General features: G+C 69.6%; 12 protein-coding genes. 10 read left to right on the top strand and 2 right to left on the bottom strand.

Annotated elements, in window-relative coordinates:
- Both ACVFYP_RS17915 and ACVFYP_RS17910 read left to right on the top strand, forming a co-directional pair.
- The gene (locus tag ACVFYP_RS17915) at positions 1-798 is read left to right on the top strand and encodes an enoyl-CoA hydratase/isomerase family protein (RefSeq protein ID WP_499201564.1); all 798 of its coding nucleotides are present in this window, start codon (positions 1-3) and stop codon (positions 796-798) included.
- A gap of 17 nt (positions 799-815) precedes the next feature.
- Positions 816-1,982, top strand: coding sequence for an acetyl-CoA acetyltransferase (locus ACVFYP_RS17910; RefSeq protein ID WP_499201563.1), 1,167 nt, complete (start codon positions 816-818; stop codon positions 1,980-1,982).
- Here ACVFYP_RS17910 and ACVFYP_RS17905 read toward each other — a convergent pair.
- A complete protein-coding gene (locus tag ACVFYP_RS17905; protein WP_499201562.1) occupies positions 1,979-4,006 on the bottom strand; it encodes a methyl-accepting chemotaxis protein in 2,028 nt (675 codons plus the stop codon). The two genes, ACVFYP_RS17910 and ACVFYP_RS17905, sit on opposite strands and share 4 nt — an antisense overlap.
- Positions 4,007-4,066: 60 nt before the next feature.
- Entirely contained in the window at positions 4,067-5,212 is a 1,146-nt protein-coding gene (locus ACVFYP_RS17900; RefSeq protein ID WP_499201561.1) for a bifunctional 2-C-methyl-D-erythritol 4-phosphate cytidylyltransferase/2-C-methyl-D-erythritol 2,4-cyclodiphosphate synthase, read from the bottom strand.
- A 143-nt stretch (positions 5,213-5,355) separates the two neighbouring features.
- On the opposite strand from ACVFYP_RS17900, the gene dusB reads away from it, so the two are divergent.
- From dusB to hfq, 8 genes are all read left to right on the top strand, one after another.
- Complete coding sequence (gene dusB / locus ACVFYP_RS17895) at positions 5,356-6,384, top strand: tRNA dihydrouridine synthase DusB (protein WP_499201560.1); 1,029 nt, start codon at positions 5,356-5,358, stop codon at positions 6,382-6,384.
- Positions 6,381-7,538 carry a two-component system sensor histidine kinase NtrB gene (locus tag ACVFYP_RS17890; protein WP_499201559.1) on the top strand — a complete coding sequence of 386 codons (1,158 nt, stop codon included), beginning with the start codon at positions 6,381-6,383 and terminating at the stop codon, positions 7,536-7,538. Before dusB ends, ACVFYP_RS17890 begins: the two co-directional genes overlap by 4 nt.
- Positions 7,535-8,995, top strand: coding sequence for a nitrogen regulation protein NR(I) (gene ntrC / locus ACVFYP_RS17885; RefSeq protein ID WP_499201558.1), 1,461 nt, complete (start codon positions 7,535-7,537; stop codon positions 8,993-8,995). Before ACVFYP_RS17890 ends, ntrC begins: the two co-directional genes overlap by 4 nt.
- A gap of 77 nt (positions 8,996-9,072) precedes the next feature.
- Entirely contained in the window at positions 9,073-11,352 is a 2,280-nt protein-coding gene (locus ACVFYP_RS17880; protein ID WP_499201557.1) for a sensor histidine kinase NtrY-like, read from the top strand.
- Complete coding sequence (ntrX, locus tag ACVFYP_RS17875) at positions 11,342-12,754, top strand: nitrogen assimilation response regulator NtrX (protein ID WP_499201556.1); 1,413 nt, start codon at positions 11,342-11,344, stop codon at positions 12,752-12,754. The genes ACVFYP_RS17880 and ntrX overlap by 11 nt, the downstream gene beginning before the upstream one ends.
- Positions 12,755-12,899: 145 nt before the next feature.
- Positions 12,900-13,772, top strand: coding sequence for a D-amino-acid transaminase (locus tag ACVFYP_RS17870; RefSeq protein ID WP_499201555.1), 873 nt, complete (start codon positions 12,900-12,902; stop codon positions 13,770-13,772).
- The gene (locus ACVFYP_RS17865) at positions 13,769-14,437 is read left to right on the top strand and encodes an HAD family hydrolase (RefSeq protein WP_499201554.1); all 669 of its coding nucleotides are present in this window, start codon (positions 13,769-13,771) and stop codon (positions 14,435-14,437) included. Before ACVFYP_RS17870 ends, ACVFYP_RS17865 begins: the two co-directional genes overlap by 4 nt.
- Positions 14,438-14,574: 137 nt before the next feature.
- Positions 14,575-14,919, top strand: a complete 345-nt coding sequence (hfq, locus tag ACVFYP_RS17860; RefSeq protein WP_499201553.1) for an RNA chaperone Hfq — start codon at positions 14,575-14,577, stop codon at positions 14,917-14,919.
- The last annotated feature ends 9 nt before the right edge of the window (positions 14,920-14,928 follow it).

Genomic DNA, 14,928 nt, shown 5'->3' with positions numbered 1-14,928 from the left:
ATGACCGACGAAAACCCCGTTCTGGTGACCAGGGACGGCCCGGTGGTGCGTGCCGTGCTCAACCGCCCGCATCGCCGCAACGCCATGAGCCAGGCCTTGGTGGAGGCGTTGGACGTGTTGCTGGCGGAGCTGAAGACCGACACTTCCGCCCGCGTGCTGGTGCTGTCCGGGGCAGGGGGCCACTTCTGCGCGGGGCTCGACCTGACCGAGGTCGGTGCGGTGGAGACGCCGGAGGAAAAGCTCGCCCGCCAGCACGCCCGCAACCAGAAGACCGGCGCCCGCTTCAACGCCATCGCCGAACTGCCGCAGGTGGTGATCGCGGCGGTGGAGGGCGCGGCCTATGCCGGTGGCCTCGGCTTTGTCACCGCCGCCGATATCTGCCTCGCCGCCGCCGATGCGCGCTTCTCGGCGCCGGAGGTGCGGCGTGGGCTGGTGCCGGCGCAGATCCTGCCCTGGCTGGTGCGCCGCATGGGCCGCAGCGAGGCGGCGCGGCTTTGCCTGCAAGGCCATGTGATGGATGCGGCGGAGGCCGCGCGCGCCGGGCTGGTGCACCAGGTGCTGCCCGATGCGGCGGCGCTGGAAGCCGCGGTGCAGGCGACCATTGCCGACATCGTCCAGGGTGCCCCGGGCGCATTGGCGGAAACCAAGGCGCTGCTGGCGGCCCTCGGCCCCGTGGCGCCCCCTGCCTATGCCGAGGCCGGCGCCCAGAGCTTCGCCCGCCGTGCCACCAGCCCGGAGGCGGAGGAGGGCATCGCCAGCTTCAAGCAGCGCCGCAAGCCGAGCTGGATGCTGGCGTGAGATAGGAGAAGGCCGCCATGACCGCCTGCATCATCGGCTGGGCGCATACGCCCTTCGGCAAGCTGGACGATCCGGACATCGAGGGCCTGTTCGGCCGTGTCGCCCGGGCGGCCATCGAGGATGCGGGCATCGGCGCGGCGGAGGTCGATGCGGCCTTCGTCGGCGTCTTCAATGGCGGCTTTTCCAAGCAGGACTTTTTCTCAGGCCTTCTGCTGCAAAGCGTGCCGGAGCTGCGCTTCAAGCCCACCACGCGCTACGAGAACGCCTGCGCCACCGGTTCCGCCGCCATCCATGGCGCGCTGGATTTCCTGGCGGCGAAACGCGGCCGCTTCGCCCTGGTGGTGGGGGCGGAGAAGATGACGGCGACGCCGGGCGCGCAGGTGGGCGACATCCTGCTCGGCGCGTCCTACCGCAAGGATGAGGGCGAGATTCCGGCGGGCTTCGCCGGCGTCTTCGGCCGGATCGCCGAAAGCTATTTCCAGCGCCATGGCGACCAGTCCGACGCGCTGGCCGCGATCGCCGCGAAGAACCACCGGAACGGCGTCGCCAACCCTTACGCGCAGATGCGGAAGGATCTCGGCTTCGCCTTCTGCCGCGCTGAATCTGAAAGAAACCCCTTTGTTGCGCCGCCGCTGAAGCGGACCGATTGCTCCCTGGTGAGCGACGGCGCCGCGGCGCTGGTTCTGACCGATGAAGAGACCGCCCGCGGCATGGCCAAGGCCGTGCGCTTCCGCGCCGCGGTGCAGACCACCGACCTGATGCCCATCGCCGCCCGCGACATCATTCGGTTTGAGGGCGCCCGCGCGGCCTGGGGCCGGGCCTTGACGGAGACGGGGTTGAGCCTGTCCGACCTGTCCTTCGTTGAAACCCATGACTGCTTCACCATCGCCGAGCTGATCGAATATGAGGCGATGGGCCTGGCCGCCGAAGGGCAGGGCGCCCGCGCGGCGCTAGAGGGCTGGACCGCCAAGGACGGCCGCCTGCCGGTGAACCCCTCCGGCGGCTTGAAATCCAAGGGCCATCCGATCGGGGCCACCGGCGTGTCCATGCATGTGCTGGCCGCGATGCAGCTCACCGGCACGGCGGGCGAGATGCAATTGCCGAAGGCGGACCGCGCCGGCGTCTTCAACATGGGCGGCGCGGCGGTGGCAAATTACTGCTCGATCCTCGAACGGATGCCCTAAGCCGCCTCCACCCGCCCAATGAAGGTCCCCACCTCCTGCGACAGGGTGGTGGCCTGGGCCGACAGGATCTCGGCCGCGCCCAGCACGTCATTCGCCGCACGGCCGCTGCCGGAGGCGCTGTCCCGCACGCCCTGGATGGTGCCGGCGACGTCGCGCGTGGCGCTGGCCGCCGCCTGGATGCTGCGGGCGATCTCCTGAGTCGCGGCGCCCTGTTCCTCCACTGCCGCGGCGATGGCGGCGGCGATCTGGTTCACCTCCTCGATCACGGCGGAGACGCTGCGGAAGGCCTCCACCACATGCCCGGTGGCGCCCTGGATCTGGCCGATCTGCGCGCCGATCTCCTCCGTCGCTTTGGCTGTTTCGGCGGCGAGGGCCTTCACCTCGCTGGCCACCACGGCGAAGCCCTTGCCGGATTCGCCCGCGCGCGCGGCCTCGATGGTGGCGTTCAGCGCCAACAGATTGGTCTGGCCGGCGATGGTGGAAATCAGGCCCAGCACGTCGCCGATCTTCTGCGCGGTATCGGCCAGGGAGCCGACCAGCGCATCGCTGCGCCGCGTCTCCTCCACGGCCCGGCTGGTCACTTCGGTGGAGCGCGCCAGCTGGCGGCTGATCTCCTGCACCGAGCAGGCCAGCTCCTCCGCCGCGGCGGAGACGGCCTGCACGTTGGAATTGGCCAGATCCGCGCTGTTCGCGACCTGATTGCTCTGGTCATCCACCTGCCGCGCGCCCTGGCTCATGCCACGGGCGGTGTCCGTCAGGGTGGCGGAGGCATCGGAGACGGTGCGGACCAGCGTGCCGATGGTCTGCTGGAAGCCGCGGACATGGCCGGCGATGCGCAGGGCGCGTTCCTCGCGCGCCCTTGCTTCCGCCTCCTGCGCCTGTTGCAGGCGCCGGCCCTCGGCCAGGCTGTCGCGCATCTGGTGGGCGGACCGCGCGATCAGGCCCAGCGCGTCCTGGCGCTCCACGCCGGGGATTGCCACGTCGAACTGACCTTCGCCCAGCGCATGCAGGCTCTGGCCGATCTCACCCACGATGCGGGAGACCATGCGCAGGATCCGCTGGGTCACCAGAAGCAGAATGGCCAGGATGGCGCCGACGCCGACAAACAGCAGCATGGCCTGCTGCCCGGCGGCCTCGCGGCGCAGCGCCACCGCCTCCGCCAGTTCCTGCTGCCCTGCTGCGATGATCGCGGCATAGGCCTCCGACTGGGCGGTGAAGCTGGCCAGCCAGGCCTCGGCGGGCACGGTCGTGCCCTGGCCGGCCTGCATCGCCGTGCGCTGCGCCAGCAGTGCGGCGCGCGCCGGCGTGGCGTCGAAGGCGGCGATGCGGGCGTTCAGCGCAAGGGAGCCGAGGCTGCCCAGTCTTTCGCGATAGACCGCCTGCACCACCAGGCCACGTTGGAACAGGGCGATGGCGGCAGGCGGCGGCGTTGCCTGGCCCAGCATGCGCAGGCCGCCGCCCCGTTCCATCATATTGCCGTTGTGCAGGTTCAGCAGCGCGTGGTTGGCCAGCCCGATGCGGGTCAGCACGCCATCCTGCGTCGCGATGGCGAGCTGCCCGCTGAGCGCCAGCGCGATCTCCGAGATCGGGACGAAGAGCGCGGCGGAATCGGTGGGCCCGACGCTTCGCGCCGCAAGCCGGCTACGGAAGTCGGCGATGCGGGGCACCTGGTCGAAAATCTGCCGCAGGAACGCCTGCGCGGCCGGCGCGAGGTCCGGCACCGCCGCCGCCCGCTCCCGCAGCGCCGCCAAGGCAGCGTCCGTCTCCCGCGCCGCACGCGCATTCGCGGCAATCGCCTCCGGCGTGCCCTGCTGGAGCACTGGGACGGAGCTGGTCGCCTCGATCGGCAGGCTGTCGAGAAACCGTGTGGTGGCGCCGCTGAGCGCCTCCAGCCGGATCATCCGGTCCGTCTCGCGCCACACCCCATAGACCCGCCCGGCCTCGGGGGCCGCCATGGCGAGCACGCTGAGCAGGGCGAGGCCCGCCAGCAGATAGAGCAGCGCGCTCAGACTCAACCTGCGCATGGACGTTGGCCTCGCATCATCGTGATGCGGAGCATGCCTGAACGGGCTTAACCGCGGGTTTCAGCCAGGCAGCAGCACGCAGACGGCCGCCTGCGCCGCGATACCCTCGCCGCGGCCCGGAAAGCCCAGGCGCTCGGTGGTGGTCGCCTTCACCGACATGCGGTCCAGCGGCACCTCCAGCAGCGCCGCCAGCCTTTCGCGCATCGCGGTGGCGTGGGGCGTGATCTTCGGGCGTTCGCAGATCAAGGTGACGTCGGCATTGGCCAGAACCCCACCCCGCGCGGCGATGCGGCCGGCGGCGTGGCGCAGGAAGCGGGCGCTGTCGGCATCCTTCCACTGCGCCTCGCTGGGGGGGAACCAGCGGCCGATATCGCCCTCGGCCAGGGCGCCGTAGATGGCGTCGCACAACGCATGCAGGCCGACATCCGCATCCGAATGGCCATCCAGCCCCATCGGGCCCGGGATGGTCACGCCACAGAGCACCATGGGCCGGCCGGCGACCAGGCGGTGGACATCGAAGCCGGTGCCAACACGGGGGATGAGGGGCGGGGTCAGGGCGGCCTCCATGCGGGCCAGATCCTCCGGCCAGGTGATCTTGATGTTCTGTTCGTGCCCCGGCAGCAGAGCCACGGCCAGCCCGGCCGCTTCCAGCAGCTGCGCATCGTCCGTCGCCTCGGCCGTCGCGGCGCGATGGGCGGCGAGCAGGGGGGCGAATCGGAAGGCCTGGGGGGTCTGGGCGCGGAACAGGCCGGCGCGCGGCACCGTCGCCTCGATCAGCCCGGCCACGCCGCGCTTCAGCGTATCCGTCACCGGCTGGGCCGGAATGGCACCCGGATGCTGTGCCAAGGCCGCCAGCAGGGCTGGCACGGTGCCCGGCGGCACCACCGGCCGGGCGGCGTCATGCACCAGCACAACATCCGGCGGGTCGGCCGCCAGCGCTTCCAGCCCGGCGCGAACACTCGCCTGGCGGGTGGCACCGCCGGCGACCGGGGGCAGGATGGGCAGGCCCTCCAGAAGCTGCGCGACAAGCGCCAGGCTGTCCGCGGCGCAGACGGGCAGAACGACGTCCACCCCGCCCTCCCGCAGCAGCGCCTCCGCCGCATGGCGCAGCACCGGCCTACCGGCCAGGGACAGGTATTGCTTCGGCCGGTCGGCGCCGAAACGGCTGCCGCTGCCGGCCGCCATCAAAAGGGCCACAGATGTCATGCGGACAGGCTAGCCGAAGCGCGGCGCCTGGCCCATCCTGGCCTCAGCCTAAGCCATATGGTGCCGGAATAAGTGGCAGCTTTGTTCCGGACTGCACGGATCGCATTGCCTCCGGGCGCTTCGGCCTCTACCTTGCTCAAATCATGAGCATGACACCCCATTTGCCCCGGCTGCGCCCGATCGACCTCGGCGGCGCGGTCATCCAGATGCCGGTCATCCTGGCGCCGATGTCCGGCGTGACGGACCTGCCCTTTCGGCGCCTCGCCCGTGCCCAGGGCACCGGCCTGGTGGTCAGCGAGATGATCGCCTCCAACGCCATGGTGCGGGAGAATCGGACCACGCTGAAGATGGTGGAGGTGGATGGGGAAGGGGCCTCCGTCCAGCTCGCTGGCTGCGACCCGACCGTGATGGCGGAAGCGGCGAAGCTGGTGGTGCAGCATGGCGCGGCCATCGTCGATATCAATTTCGGCTGCCCGGTGAAGAAGGTGGCGCTCGGCCAGTCCGCCGGCTCCGCCCTGATGCGGGACGAGATCGGCGCCGCGCGCATCCTGGAAGCTGTGGTGAAGGCCGTGCCAGTGCCGGTCACGCTGAAGATGCGCATGGGCTGGGACCACCAGTCGCTGAACGCCCCGAAGCTGGCGCGCATCGCGCAGGAGAGCGGCATCCGCATGGTGACGGTGCATGGCCGTACCCGGCAGATGTTCTACAACGGCACTGCCGACTGGGCCTTCGTGGCGCAGGTGAAGGCGGCCGTGGACCTGCCCGTCATCGTCAATGGCGACATCCTGACGCCGCAGGATGCGGCGGAGGCGCTGCGCCAGTCCGGCGCCGATGGCGTGATGATCGGCCGCGGCTGCTACGGCCGCCCCTGGCTGCCGCGCCTGGTCGCCACCTATCTCCAGACCGGTGTGCTGCCGGAGGAGCCGAGCCTGCTGGAGCAGTATGAGACGCTGCTGGCGCATTACCACGCCATGCTGACCCATCATGGGCGGGACCCGGGCATGCGCCTCGCCCGCAAGCATATCTCCTGGTATTCCAAGGGCCTGCATGGATCGGCGGAATTCCGGTCTGAGGTCAATCGGACGGACACCGTCGAGGCGGTGCTGGCGCTGATCGATCGGTTCTACCTGCCGCTCATCGAGGGCGGCCATGAGGACCGGCTCGCCGCATGAGGGCCACCGCCCTGACCCGTGCCGCCCGGGCGCTGCGCCTGCCGGTGCCCACCGCGCCCGTGCTGCCGCCGGATGCCATCGCCGTGCTCGGCGCCCTGCCGATCGCCGCCGTGGTGCTGGATGCGGAGGACCGCTTCCGCTTCGCCAATCCGGCGGCGGAGCTGTTCTTCCAGCACTCCGCTGCCTCCCTCCGCAGCTATTCGCTGCGGGACCTGCTGCCGCCGGACCATCGGCTGTTCGCCATGCTGGAGCAGGTGCGCGCCCATGAAGCGCCGGTCTCCGACCATGACCTTGCGCTGGAAAGCCCGCGCCTGCGCCGGCTCGGCGTGGCCGCCCATGGCGCGCCGCTGCCCGAAATGCCGGGCAGCGTGGTGCTGACGCTGCAGGACGGTTCCACCGCGCAGATGCTGGATCGCCAGCTGAACTTTCGGGGCGCGGCGCGCAGCGCCTCCGCCATGGCGGCGATGCTCGCCCATGAGGTCAAGAACCCGCTATCCGGCATTCGCGGCGCCGCCCAGCTTCTGGAACAGGGCGCCAGCGAGGGTGACCGGGAACTGTGCCAGTTGATCCAGGATGAGGTGGACCGCATCCGCAACCTGGTGGAGCGGATGGACATGTTCTCCGACCGTCCGGTGGCGCAGGCGGAGGTGAATATCCATGAGGTGCTGGACCATGTCCGCCGCATCGCCCTGTCCGGCTTCGCCGCGCATCTGAAGATCCTGCAGGATTACGACCCCTCCCTGCCGCCGGTCTGGGCCAACCGGGATCTGCTGGTGCAGATTCTGCTGAATTTGGTGAAGAACGCGGCGGAAGCCGTTGATTCACGCAATGGCGAGATCGTCCTCACCACGGCCTACCACCATGGCGTCCGCATCGCCGTGCCGGGGAGCCTGGAGCGGGTGGACCTGCCCTTGCAGGTCATCGTCCGCGACAATGGCCCCGGCATCCCGGATGTGGTCCGCGCCACATTGTTCGAGCCCTTCGTTACCACCAAGCGCGGCGGGCAGGGCCTCGGCTTGGCCCTGGTCGCCAAGCTGGTGGGCGACCAGGGCGCGCTGATCGAATGCGACAGCCGGCCGGGCCGTACGGCCTTCCGCCTGTCCCTGCCTTTGCCGCCCCCCACACCCCGCCGCCTGCCTGGAGTAGCCGCATGAGTGACGCCGCCGCGGTCTCCGCAACCACGCGCACCATCCTGATCGCCGATGACGACAGGGCTATCAGAACCGTTCTGTCCCAGGCACTTGGCCGGTCCGGCTACCATGTACGCGCAACATCTTCCGCCGCCACGCTCTGGCGCTGGGTGGAGGATGGGGAGGGTGATCTGGTCATCACCGACGTCATCATGCCGGATGAGAACGGGCTCGACCTCGTGCCGCGCATCCGCCGGGTGCGGCCCGATCTGCGCGTGGTGGTGATGTCGGCGCAGTCCACCTTCTCCACCGCGCTGAAGGCAACTCAGCGCGGCGCCTTCGATTACCTGCCCAAGCCCTTTGATTTGAAGGAATTGTTGGCGGTTGTCGGCCGTGCGCTGGCGGCGCCCTCGCAGCCTTCGGTGGCGGATGCGGAGGAGCCGGAGGAGAGGCTGCCGCTGGTCGGCCGTTCCGCCGCCATGCAGGAAATCTACCGGACGGTCGCCCGCCTCACCACCACCGACCTGACGGTGATGATCACGGGCGAGTCCGGCACCGGCAAGGAATTGGTGGCCCGCGCCCTGCACGATTACGGCCGCCGCCGGGGCGGGCCCTTCGTGGCCATCAACATGGCGGCTATCCCGCGCGAGCTGATCGAATCGGAGCTGTTCGGCCATGAGCGCGGCGCGTTCACCGGGGCGCTGAACCGCGGCGTCGGCCGCTTCGAACAGGCGGCCGGCGGCACCCTGTTCCTGGACGAGATCGGCGACATGCCGCCGGAGGCGCAGACCCGCCTGCTGCGCGTGTTGCAGGAGGGCGAGTTCACCACCGTTGGCGGCCGCCAGCCGATCAAGGCCAATGTCCGCATCGTCGCCGCCACCCATCGCGACCTGCGCCAGTCCATCCGCGGCGGCATGTTCCGCGAGGATCTGTTCTACCGCCTGAACGTCGTGCCGATCCGTCTGCCGCCACTGCGCGAGCGGTTGGAGGACATCCCCCTGCTGGCGCGCCACTTCCTCGAACGCGCCCGGGCCGCCGGGCTGCCCCAGAAGCAGCTCGACCAAGGCGCCATGGACCGCCTGAAGCAGCACGCTTGGCCGGGCAATGCGCGGGAGCTGGAGAATCTGATGCGCCGCATGGCGGCGCTCTATCCGCAGGAGATCATCGGCGCCGATGCCGTGGGCGCCGAACTCGCCGAGGCCGCCGCCCCACCCGAGGAAGGCCCCCGCGCGCCGGAGACGCTGGAACAGTCGGTGGAACGCCACCTCGCCGGCTTCATGTCCGCGCATAAGGACGGCATGCCGATCCGCGACCTCTATGACCGGGTGCTGGCGGAGGTGGAGCGGCCCTTGCTGAAACTCGCGCTGTCGGCCACCCGCGGCAACCAGATCAAGGCGGCCGCCATGCTCGGCCTGAACCGCAACACGCTGCGCAAGAAGCTGCGGGAGCTGGATCTGCCGGTGGTACGGGGCCTGCCCTGATCCCAGCCCACCCCATCGGCGCGATTTTCCGCGCCGCCACGCTTTGGTCTCGGCCGGGCCTGGGATAGATGCGGGCCATGGCATTTGGCTGGCGGCGAATCGGCGACATCTTCTTCGGCCGGGCGACGACCTTCGGTCTGGCGGTCACGGCCGTTCTGCTGGGGATCGCCACCTTCGTGCTGCTGGCCGGCGGCAGCCCCTTCGGGCCGACCAGCCCGGGGCAGATCGTCTTTGTTGTGCTGCTCAATGCCGGGGTGCTGCTGCTGCTGGCCGGCTCCCTGGTCGCCCGCCTGGTACGGGTCTGGGCGGAACGGCGGCGGGGCAGTGCCGGGGCGCGGCTGCATGTGCGGCTGGTGCTGCTGTTCGGTGGCGTCGCCGTGGTGCCGGCGCTGATCGTGGCGGCCTTCGCCGCCGTGTTCTTCAATCTCGGCATCCAGGCCTGGTTCAGCGACCGGGTGCGCTCGACCCTCGAAGCCTCGCTGGTGGCCTCTCGCGCCTGGATGGACCAGCACCGGGACGAGATCCGGGTCGATGCCCTGGCCATGGCCGCCGATCTGAACCGCGCCGCCCAGGTCTTCCTGCCCGACAACCTGCCGGCCTTCGAGCGGCTGCTGGCGACGCAGACCTCGATCCGCGGCCTGACCGAGGCCGTGGTTTTCGAGCCGACGCTGGGCCGGGTGCTGGCCGCCGCCGGCTTCACCCCGGGCGCGATGATCGAACCGCCGCCCGGCTGGGCGTTGGAACAGGTCCGGCAGGGGGAGGTGGCGGTGGTGCCGGGCGAATCGGATGCCCGGGTCCGCGCCGTGACCAACCTCGACATCCCGCCGGGGCTGCTGCTGCTGATCGGCCGGCCGCTGGATGGCAGCGTGCTGGACCATATGCGCACCACGGAACTGGCCTTCCAGGAGTACGACCAGCTCGACCGCAATCGCGGCAGCCTCCAGATCACTTTTGCTCTCATTTTCGCCTGCGCGGCCTTGCTGGTGCTGCTGGCCGCGGTGCTGGTCGGGCTGGTCTTCGCCAACCAGATGGCCCGCCCGATCTCCCGCCTGATCACCGCCGCCGAGCGGGTGCGGGCCGGTGACCTGGCGACGCGGGTGGAGGAGGGGACGCAGGATGACGAACTCGCCAGCCTGTCCCGCGCTTTCAACCGCATGATCAGCCAGTTGTCGGCCCAGCGGGGCGAACTGATGGGGGCCTATCGCCAGATCGACGAACGCCGGCGCTTCACGGAAACGGTGCTCTCCGGCGTGTCCGCCGGCGTCATCGGCCTGGATGCGGAAGGGCGGATCAACCTGCCCAATCGCAGCGCCAGCGAATTGCTCGGGGTCGATCTCTCCGCCGCGATCGGGCTGCCACTGGCCCGCGTCGCGCCCGAATTCGGCGCCTTGGTGGCGGAGGCGCGGGACCATCCGGACCGCGCCCGCACCGCCGAAATCCCCATCGGCCCGCCCGCCCATCGCCGCAGCCTGATCGCCCGCATCGGCGCGGAGGGCCAGCCTGGCCGGGTCGCCGGCTTCGTGCTGACCTTCGACGACATCACCGAATTGCAATCGGCCCAGCGCAAGGCCGCCTGGGCGGATGTGGCACGGCGCATCGCGCATGAGATCAAGAACCCGCTGACACCGATCATGCTCTCCGCCGAGCGGCTGAAGCGCAAATACCTGAAGGAGATCGTCAGCGACCCGGAGACCTTCCGGACGCTGACCGACACCATCGTGCGCCAGGTCGGCGATATCGGCCGGATGGTGGACGAGTTTTCGGCCTTCGCCCGCATGCCCCAGCCCGTCATCCGGCCCGATCGCCTGGACCAGGTGGTGCGGGAGGCGCTGGTGCTGCAACGCGGTGCGCATCCTGAAATCCACTACGAAACTAGCATTCCGGAGGATCTGCCGCCCTTGCCCATGGATCGCCGCCTGATTGGCCAGGCCCTGACCAACCTGCTGCAGAACGCCGCCGATGCCGTGGCCTCCGCGCCAAGGGCGGAAGGCGAGGTGGGCCGGATCGACCTGCTGGTCGAGTCGCGGGGCGAGGATGTGGCGGTGGTGGTCCAGGATAACGGCATCGGCCTGCCAGAGGGCGAGGAACGGGCGCAGCTGACGGAGCCCTATGTGACGCACAAGGTGAAAGGCACTGGCCTCGGCCTTGCCATCGTCAAGAAGATCATGGAGGACCATGGGGGTCGCTTGGAGCTGGAAGACCGACCGGATGGCCCCGGCGCCCGCGCCCTGCTGATATTGCCGCGCGTCGCGCCGAAGGGCGCGAAGGACTCGGGTGCGGTTCCGCTACAAGGACGAGAGGACACGCCTGTGAAGGGCGCATCACTGGGGCGCGACGGGGCTGACCATGGCGCATGACATCCTGATCGTCGACGATGAGCCGGATATCCGGGCCCTGATTGAGGGCATCCTGTCGGATGAGGGCTATGAGACGCGGCAGGCGGCCAATTCGGACCAGGCGATCGCCGCCTTCAAGGCGCGCCGGCCCTCGCTGGTGATCCTGGATATCTGGCTGCAGAATTCGCGGCTGGACGGGCTGGGCATCCTGGCGGCGCTGCATGGCGAGGAGCCGCGGGTGCCCTGCGTCATGATCTCCGGCCACGGCACCATCGAGACGGCCGTGCAGGCGATTCAGAACGGCGCCTATGACTTCATCGAGAAGCCGTTCAAGTCGGACCGGCTGCTGCTGGTCATCTCCCGTGCCCTCGAAGCCTCCCGCCTTCAGCGGGAAAACAGCGAATTACGGTTGCGGGCGGGGGCGGAGGCGGAGCTGGTGGGCGTTTCCGCCCCGGTCACCCAGCTGCGCCAGGCGATCGACCGGGTGGCGCCCACCGGGTCCCGCGTGCTGATCAGCGGCCCGGCCGGGTCCGGCAAGGAAGTGGCGGCGCGGATGCTGCACAGCCGGTCGCGCCGTGCCGATGGCCCCTTCGTCGCACTGAATTGCGCGACCCTCGCCCCCTCCCGCTTCGAGGAGGAGCTGTTCGGTGTGGAGGCCGGCACAGACCCATCCGCCCAGCCGCGCCGGGCCGGGGTGCTGGAACGCGCCCATGGCGGCACGCTGCTGCTGGACGAGGTGGCGGATATGCCGCTGGAAACCCAGGGCAAGATCGTCCGCGCCTTGCAGGAACAGGGCTTTGTCCGCATCGGCGGGGCGCAACGCGTGACGGTCGATGTCCGCGTCATCGCGACGACCAACCGCGATCTTCAGGCCGAGATCGCCGGCGGCCGGTTCCGGGAGGATCTGTATTACCGCCTGGCCGTGGTGCCGCTGAAAATCCCGCCGCTGCGCGAGAGGCGGGAGGATATTCCGGCGCTGGCGCGGCATTTCATGAAGCGCTCGGGGGAGACCTCCGGCATGGCCTCCCGCGAATTGTCGGAGGATTCGCTGGCGGCGATGCAGGCCTATGAATGGCCCGGCAATGTGCGCGAGCTGCGCAACCTGATCGACTGGCTGCTGATCATGGCGCCGGGCGATGCGCGGGAGCCGATTCGGCCGGACATGCTGCCACCCCAGGTCGGCGCCTCCGCCCCCGCCGTGCTGAAGCTGGACCGATCCTCGGAGATCATGACGCTGCCCCTGCGGGAGGCGCGCGAGCTGTTCGAACGGCAGTATCTGGAGGCGCAGCTATTGCGCTTCGGCGGCAATATCAGCCGCACGGCGTCCTTCGTGGGGATGGAACGCAGCGCGTTGCATCGTAAGCTGAAGTTCCTCGGCGTCCATGCCGAGGACCGCGCGCCCGCGGCAGCGGCGGGCGGATAGCCAGACCAACAACAAACGACGAAGTGCATCGCAACCTGCGGCCTGGGCCACTTTGCCCAGGCCGAGCGCCCGAACGGGCGCCGCCGCTTATGCGGCGAAGCCAAGCGGCCGAAGGCCGCGCCCGGCGTCTGAGGGAAAGTCAATCATGTCTAAGATCGCCTATGTGAATGGTCGCTACCTGCCGCAGTCCGAGGCCTCGGTGAACATCGAGGATCGCGGCTATCAGTTCGGCGATGGCATCTATGAGGTCGTCCATCTGCATGATGGCCGCTATGTGGATGAGGATCTGCACCTCGCGCGGCTGGAGCGGTCCCTGGGCGAGATCGCGCTGCCCATGCCGATGTCCCGCGCCGCGTTGTCCATGGTGCTGCGGGAAGTGGCGCAGCGGAACCGGGTTCGGGAAGGGCTGCTCTATATGCAGGTGACGCGCGGCGTGTCGCGTCGCGACCATGCCTTCCCGACGAAGCCCGTGCCGCCCGCCCTGGTGGTGACCATCCGCCGCGTGCCGGCCTATCCCACCGATGTCGACAAGTGGCAGGCCGCCTGCATCACCTTGCCGGACCTGCGCTGGGCGCGACGCGACATCAAGTCGGTGAACCTGCTGCCGAACTGCCTGGCCCGGCAGAAGGCGCGGGAGGCCGGTGCGATCGAGGCGATCCTGTTCGACGAGAAGACCGGCATGGTGACGGAGGGGGCGGCAACCACCTTCTGGATCGTCGATGAGAACGGCGCCATCCGCACCCGCTTCCTCGACCATGTGGTGTTGCCCGGCTGCACCCGCGCGGCGCTGATGGCGGAGTTGCGGACGCTGGGCATCGCCTATGACGAGCGGGAATTCTCGGTGGACGACATGCGGAAGGCGCGCGAGGCCTTCATCACCTCCGCCACCTCCTTCGTGAAGCCGATCACGAAGATCGACGGGCAGCCGGTGGGGGATGGCAAGGTCGGGCCGGTGGTGCGGCGGCTGTTCGACATTTTTGCACGCCATGTGAAGGGCGATGTGAAGAACGCGGCATGACCCCGCCTGCCTGCATCCTCTGGGACTGGGACAACACCCTGGTGGATGGCTGGGCGGCCATCCAGCACGGGCTGAACGCGACATTCACCGAGTTCGGCATGCCGTCCTGGGACCGTGAAACGGTGCTGGCCAATGTCCGTGGGTCGCTGCGGGACACCTTCCCGGGGATGTTCGGCGCGGAGTGGGAGAGGGCGCGGGATGTCTTCTACACCGCCGTGCGGTCCTGCCATCTGGATGTGCTGAACCCGATGCCGGGCGCGGCGGAGGCCATCGCGGCCGCCGGCGCCCTGGGTCCGCAGGGGGTCGTCTCCAACAAGCAGGGGCCGCTGCTGCGGGCGGAAGCGGCGCATCTCGGCTGGGCCGGCCACTTCGTCACGCTGGTTGGTGCGGGGGATGCCAGCGCGGACAAGCCCAGCGCGGCGCCGATCCTGATGGCGCTCGCCGCCTGCGGCCTGCCGGCCGGCCCGGCGGTCTGGTATATCGGCGACACGGTGCTGGATATGGATGCGGCGCGGGCTGCCGGCTGCACCGCCGTGCTGCTCGGCCGGGCGGCGCATGATGGCGGCGTGGCGGCGGCGCGGCCGGATCACGTTTTCGATGACGGCCATGCGCTTGCGACGTGGTTGCGAGACCTTGCCAGCGCGGGGGTCGCCGGGGGACATTAGCGGCGGTGGCGGCCTGAAACGGCCGCGACATCCGGCATGGCCTTGATGGTGGTATGAATGCCACCTGGGCAATGCCGCGCCTCCCCGCCCAGGGCCAGACCTCCCCGTCTGGCCAAGAAAAAGAAGGAACGACCCTCGTGGCCGCCGAGAAATCCCAGAACGTGCAGGACGTGTTCCTGAACCATGTTCGCAAATCCAAGACCCCGGTGACGATCTTCCTGGTGAACGGCGTCAAGCTGCAGGGCATCATCACCTGGTTCGACAACTTCTCCGTGCTGCTGCGCCGGGACGGGCACACCCAGCTGGTCTACAAGCACGCCATCAGCACGGTGATGCCGGGCGCGCCGATCATGCTGTTCGACGCGACGGCGGCGGGTGCCGGCGCCGGCACGGCGACGCAATCCGCGGAAGGCATGGGCGCACCGGCCCCGAACCGGCTGACCCTGGGGCGAGAGGTGACACCTGTCGGATCGCGCGATTAACCCGACCAG

Source organism: Roseomonas sp. F4 (assembly GCF_053891155.1).
The sequence above is the reverse complement of the archived record's forward strand: the minus strand, read 5'-3'. Positions and strand labels throughout refer to the sequence as shown.

Excerpts from the sequence above, each read along its gene's own strand:
- ACVFYP_RS17915 (WP_499201564.1), top strand. The coding sequence starts at position 1 with ATGACCGACGAAAACCCCGTTCTGGTGACCAGGGACGGCCCGGTGGTG.
- ACVFYP_RS17910 (WP_499201563.1), top strand. The coding sequence starts at position 816 with ATGACCGCCTGCATCATCGGCTGGGCGCATACGCCCTTCGGCAAGCTG.
- ACVFYP_RS17905 (WP_499201562.1), bottom strand. The coding sequence starts at position 4,006 with ATGCGCAGGTTGAGTCTGAGCGCGCTGCTCTATCTGCTGGCGGGCCTC.
- ACVFYP_RS17900 (WP_499201561.1), bottom strand. The coding sequence starts at position 5,212 with ATGACATCTGTGGCCCTTTTGATGGCGGCCGGCAGCGGCAGCCGTTTC.
- dusB (WP_499201560.1), top strand. The coding sequence starts at position 5,356 with ATGAGCATGACACCCCATTTGCCCCGGCTGCGCCCGATCGACCTCGGC.
- ACVFYP_RS17890 (WP_499201559.1), top strand. The coding sequence starts at position 6,381 with ATGAGGGCCACCGCCCTGACCCGTGCCGCCCGGGCGCTGCGCCTGCCG.
- ntrC (WP_499201558.1), top strand. The coding sequence starts at position 7,535 with ATGAGTGACGCCGCCGCGGTCTCCGCAACCACGCGCACCATCCTGATC.
- ACVFYP_RS17880 (WP_499201557.1), top strand. The coding sequence starts at position 9,073 with ATGGCATTTGGCTGGCGGCGAATCGGCGACATCTTCTTCGGCCGGGCG.
- ntrX (WP_499201556.1), top strand. The coding sequence starts at position 11,342 with ATGGCGCATGACATCCTGATCGTCGACGATGAGCCGGATATCCGGGCC.
- ACVFYP_RS17870 (WP_499201555.1), top strand. The coding sequence starts at position 12,900 with ATGTCTAAGATCGCCTATGTGAATGGTCGCTACCTGCCGCAGTCCGAG.
- ACVFYP_RS17865 (WP_499201554.1), top strand. The coding sequence starts at position 13,769 with ATGACCCCGCCTGCCTGCATCCTCTGGGACTGGGACAACACCCTGGTG.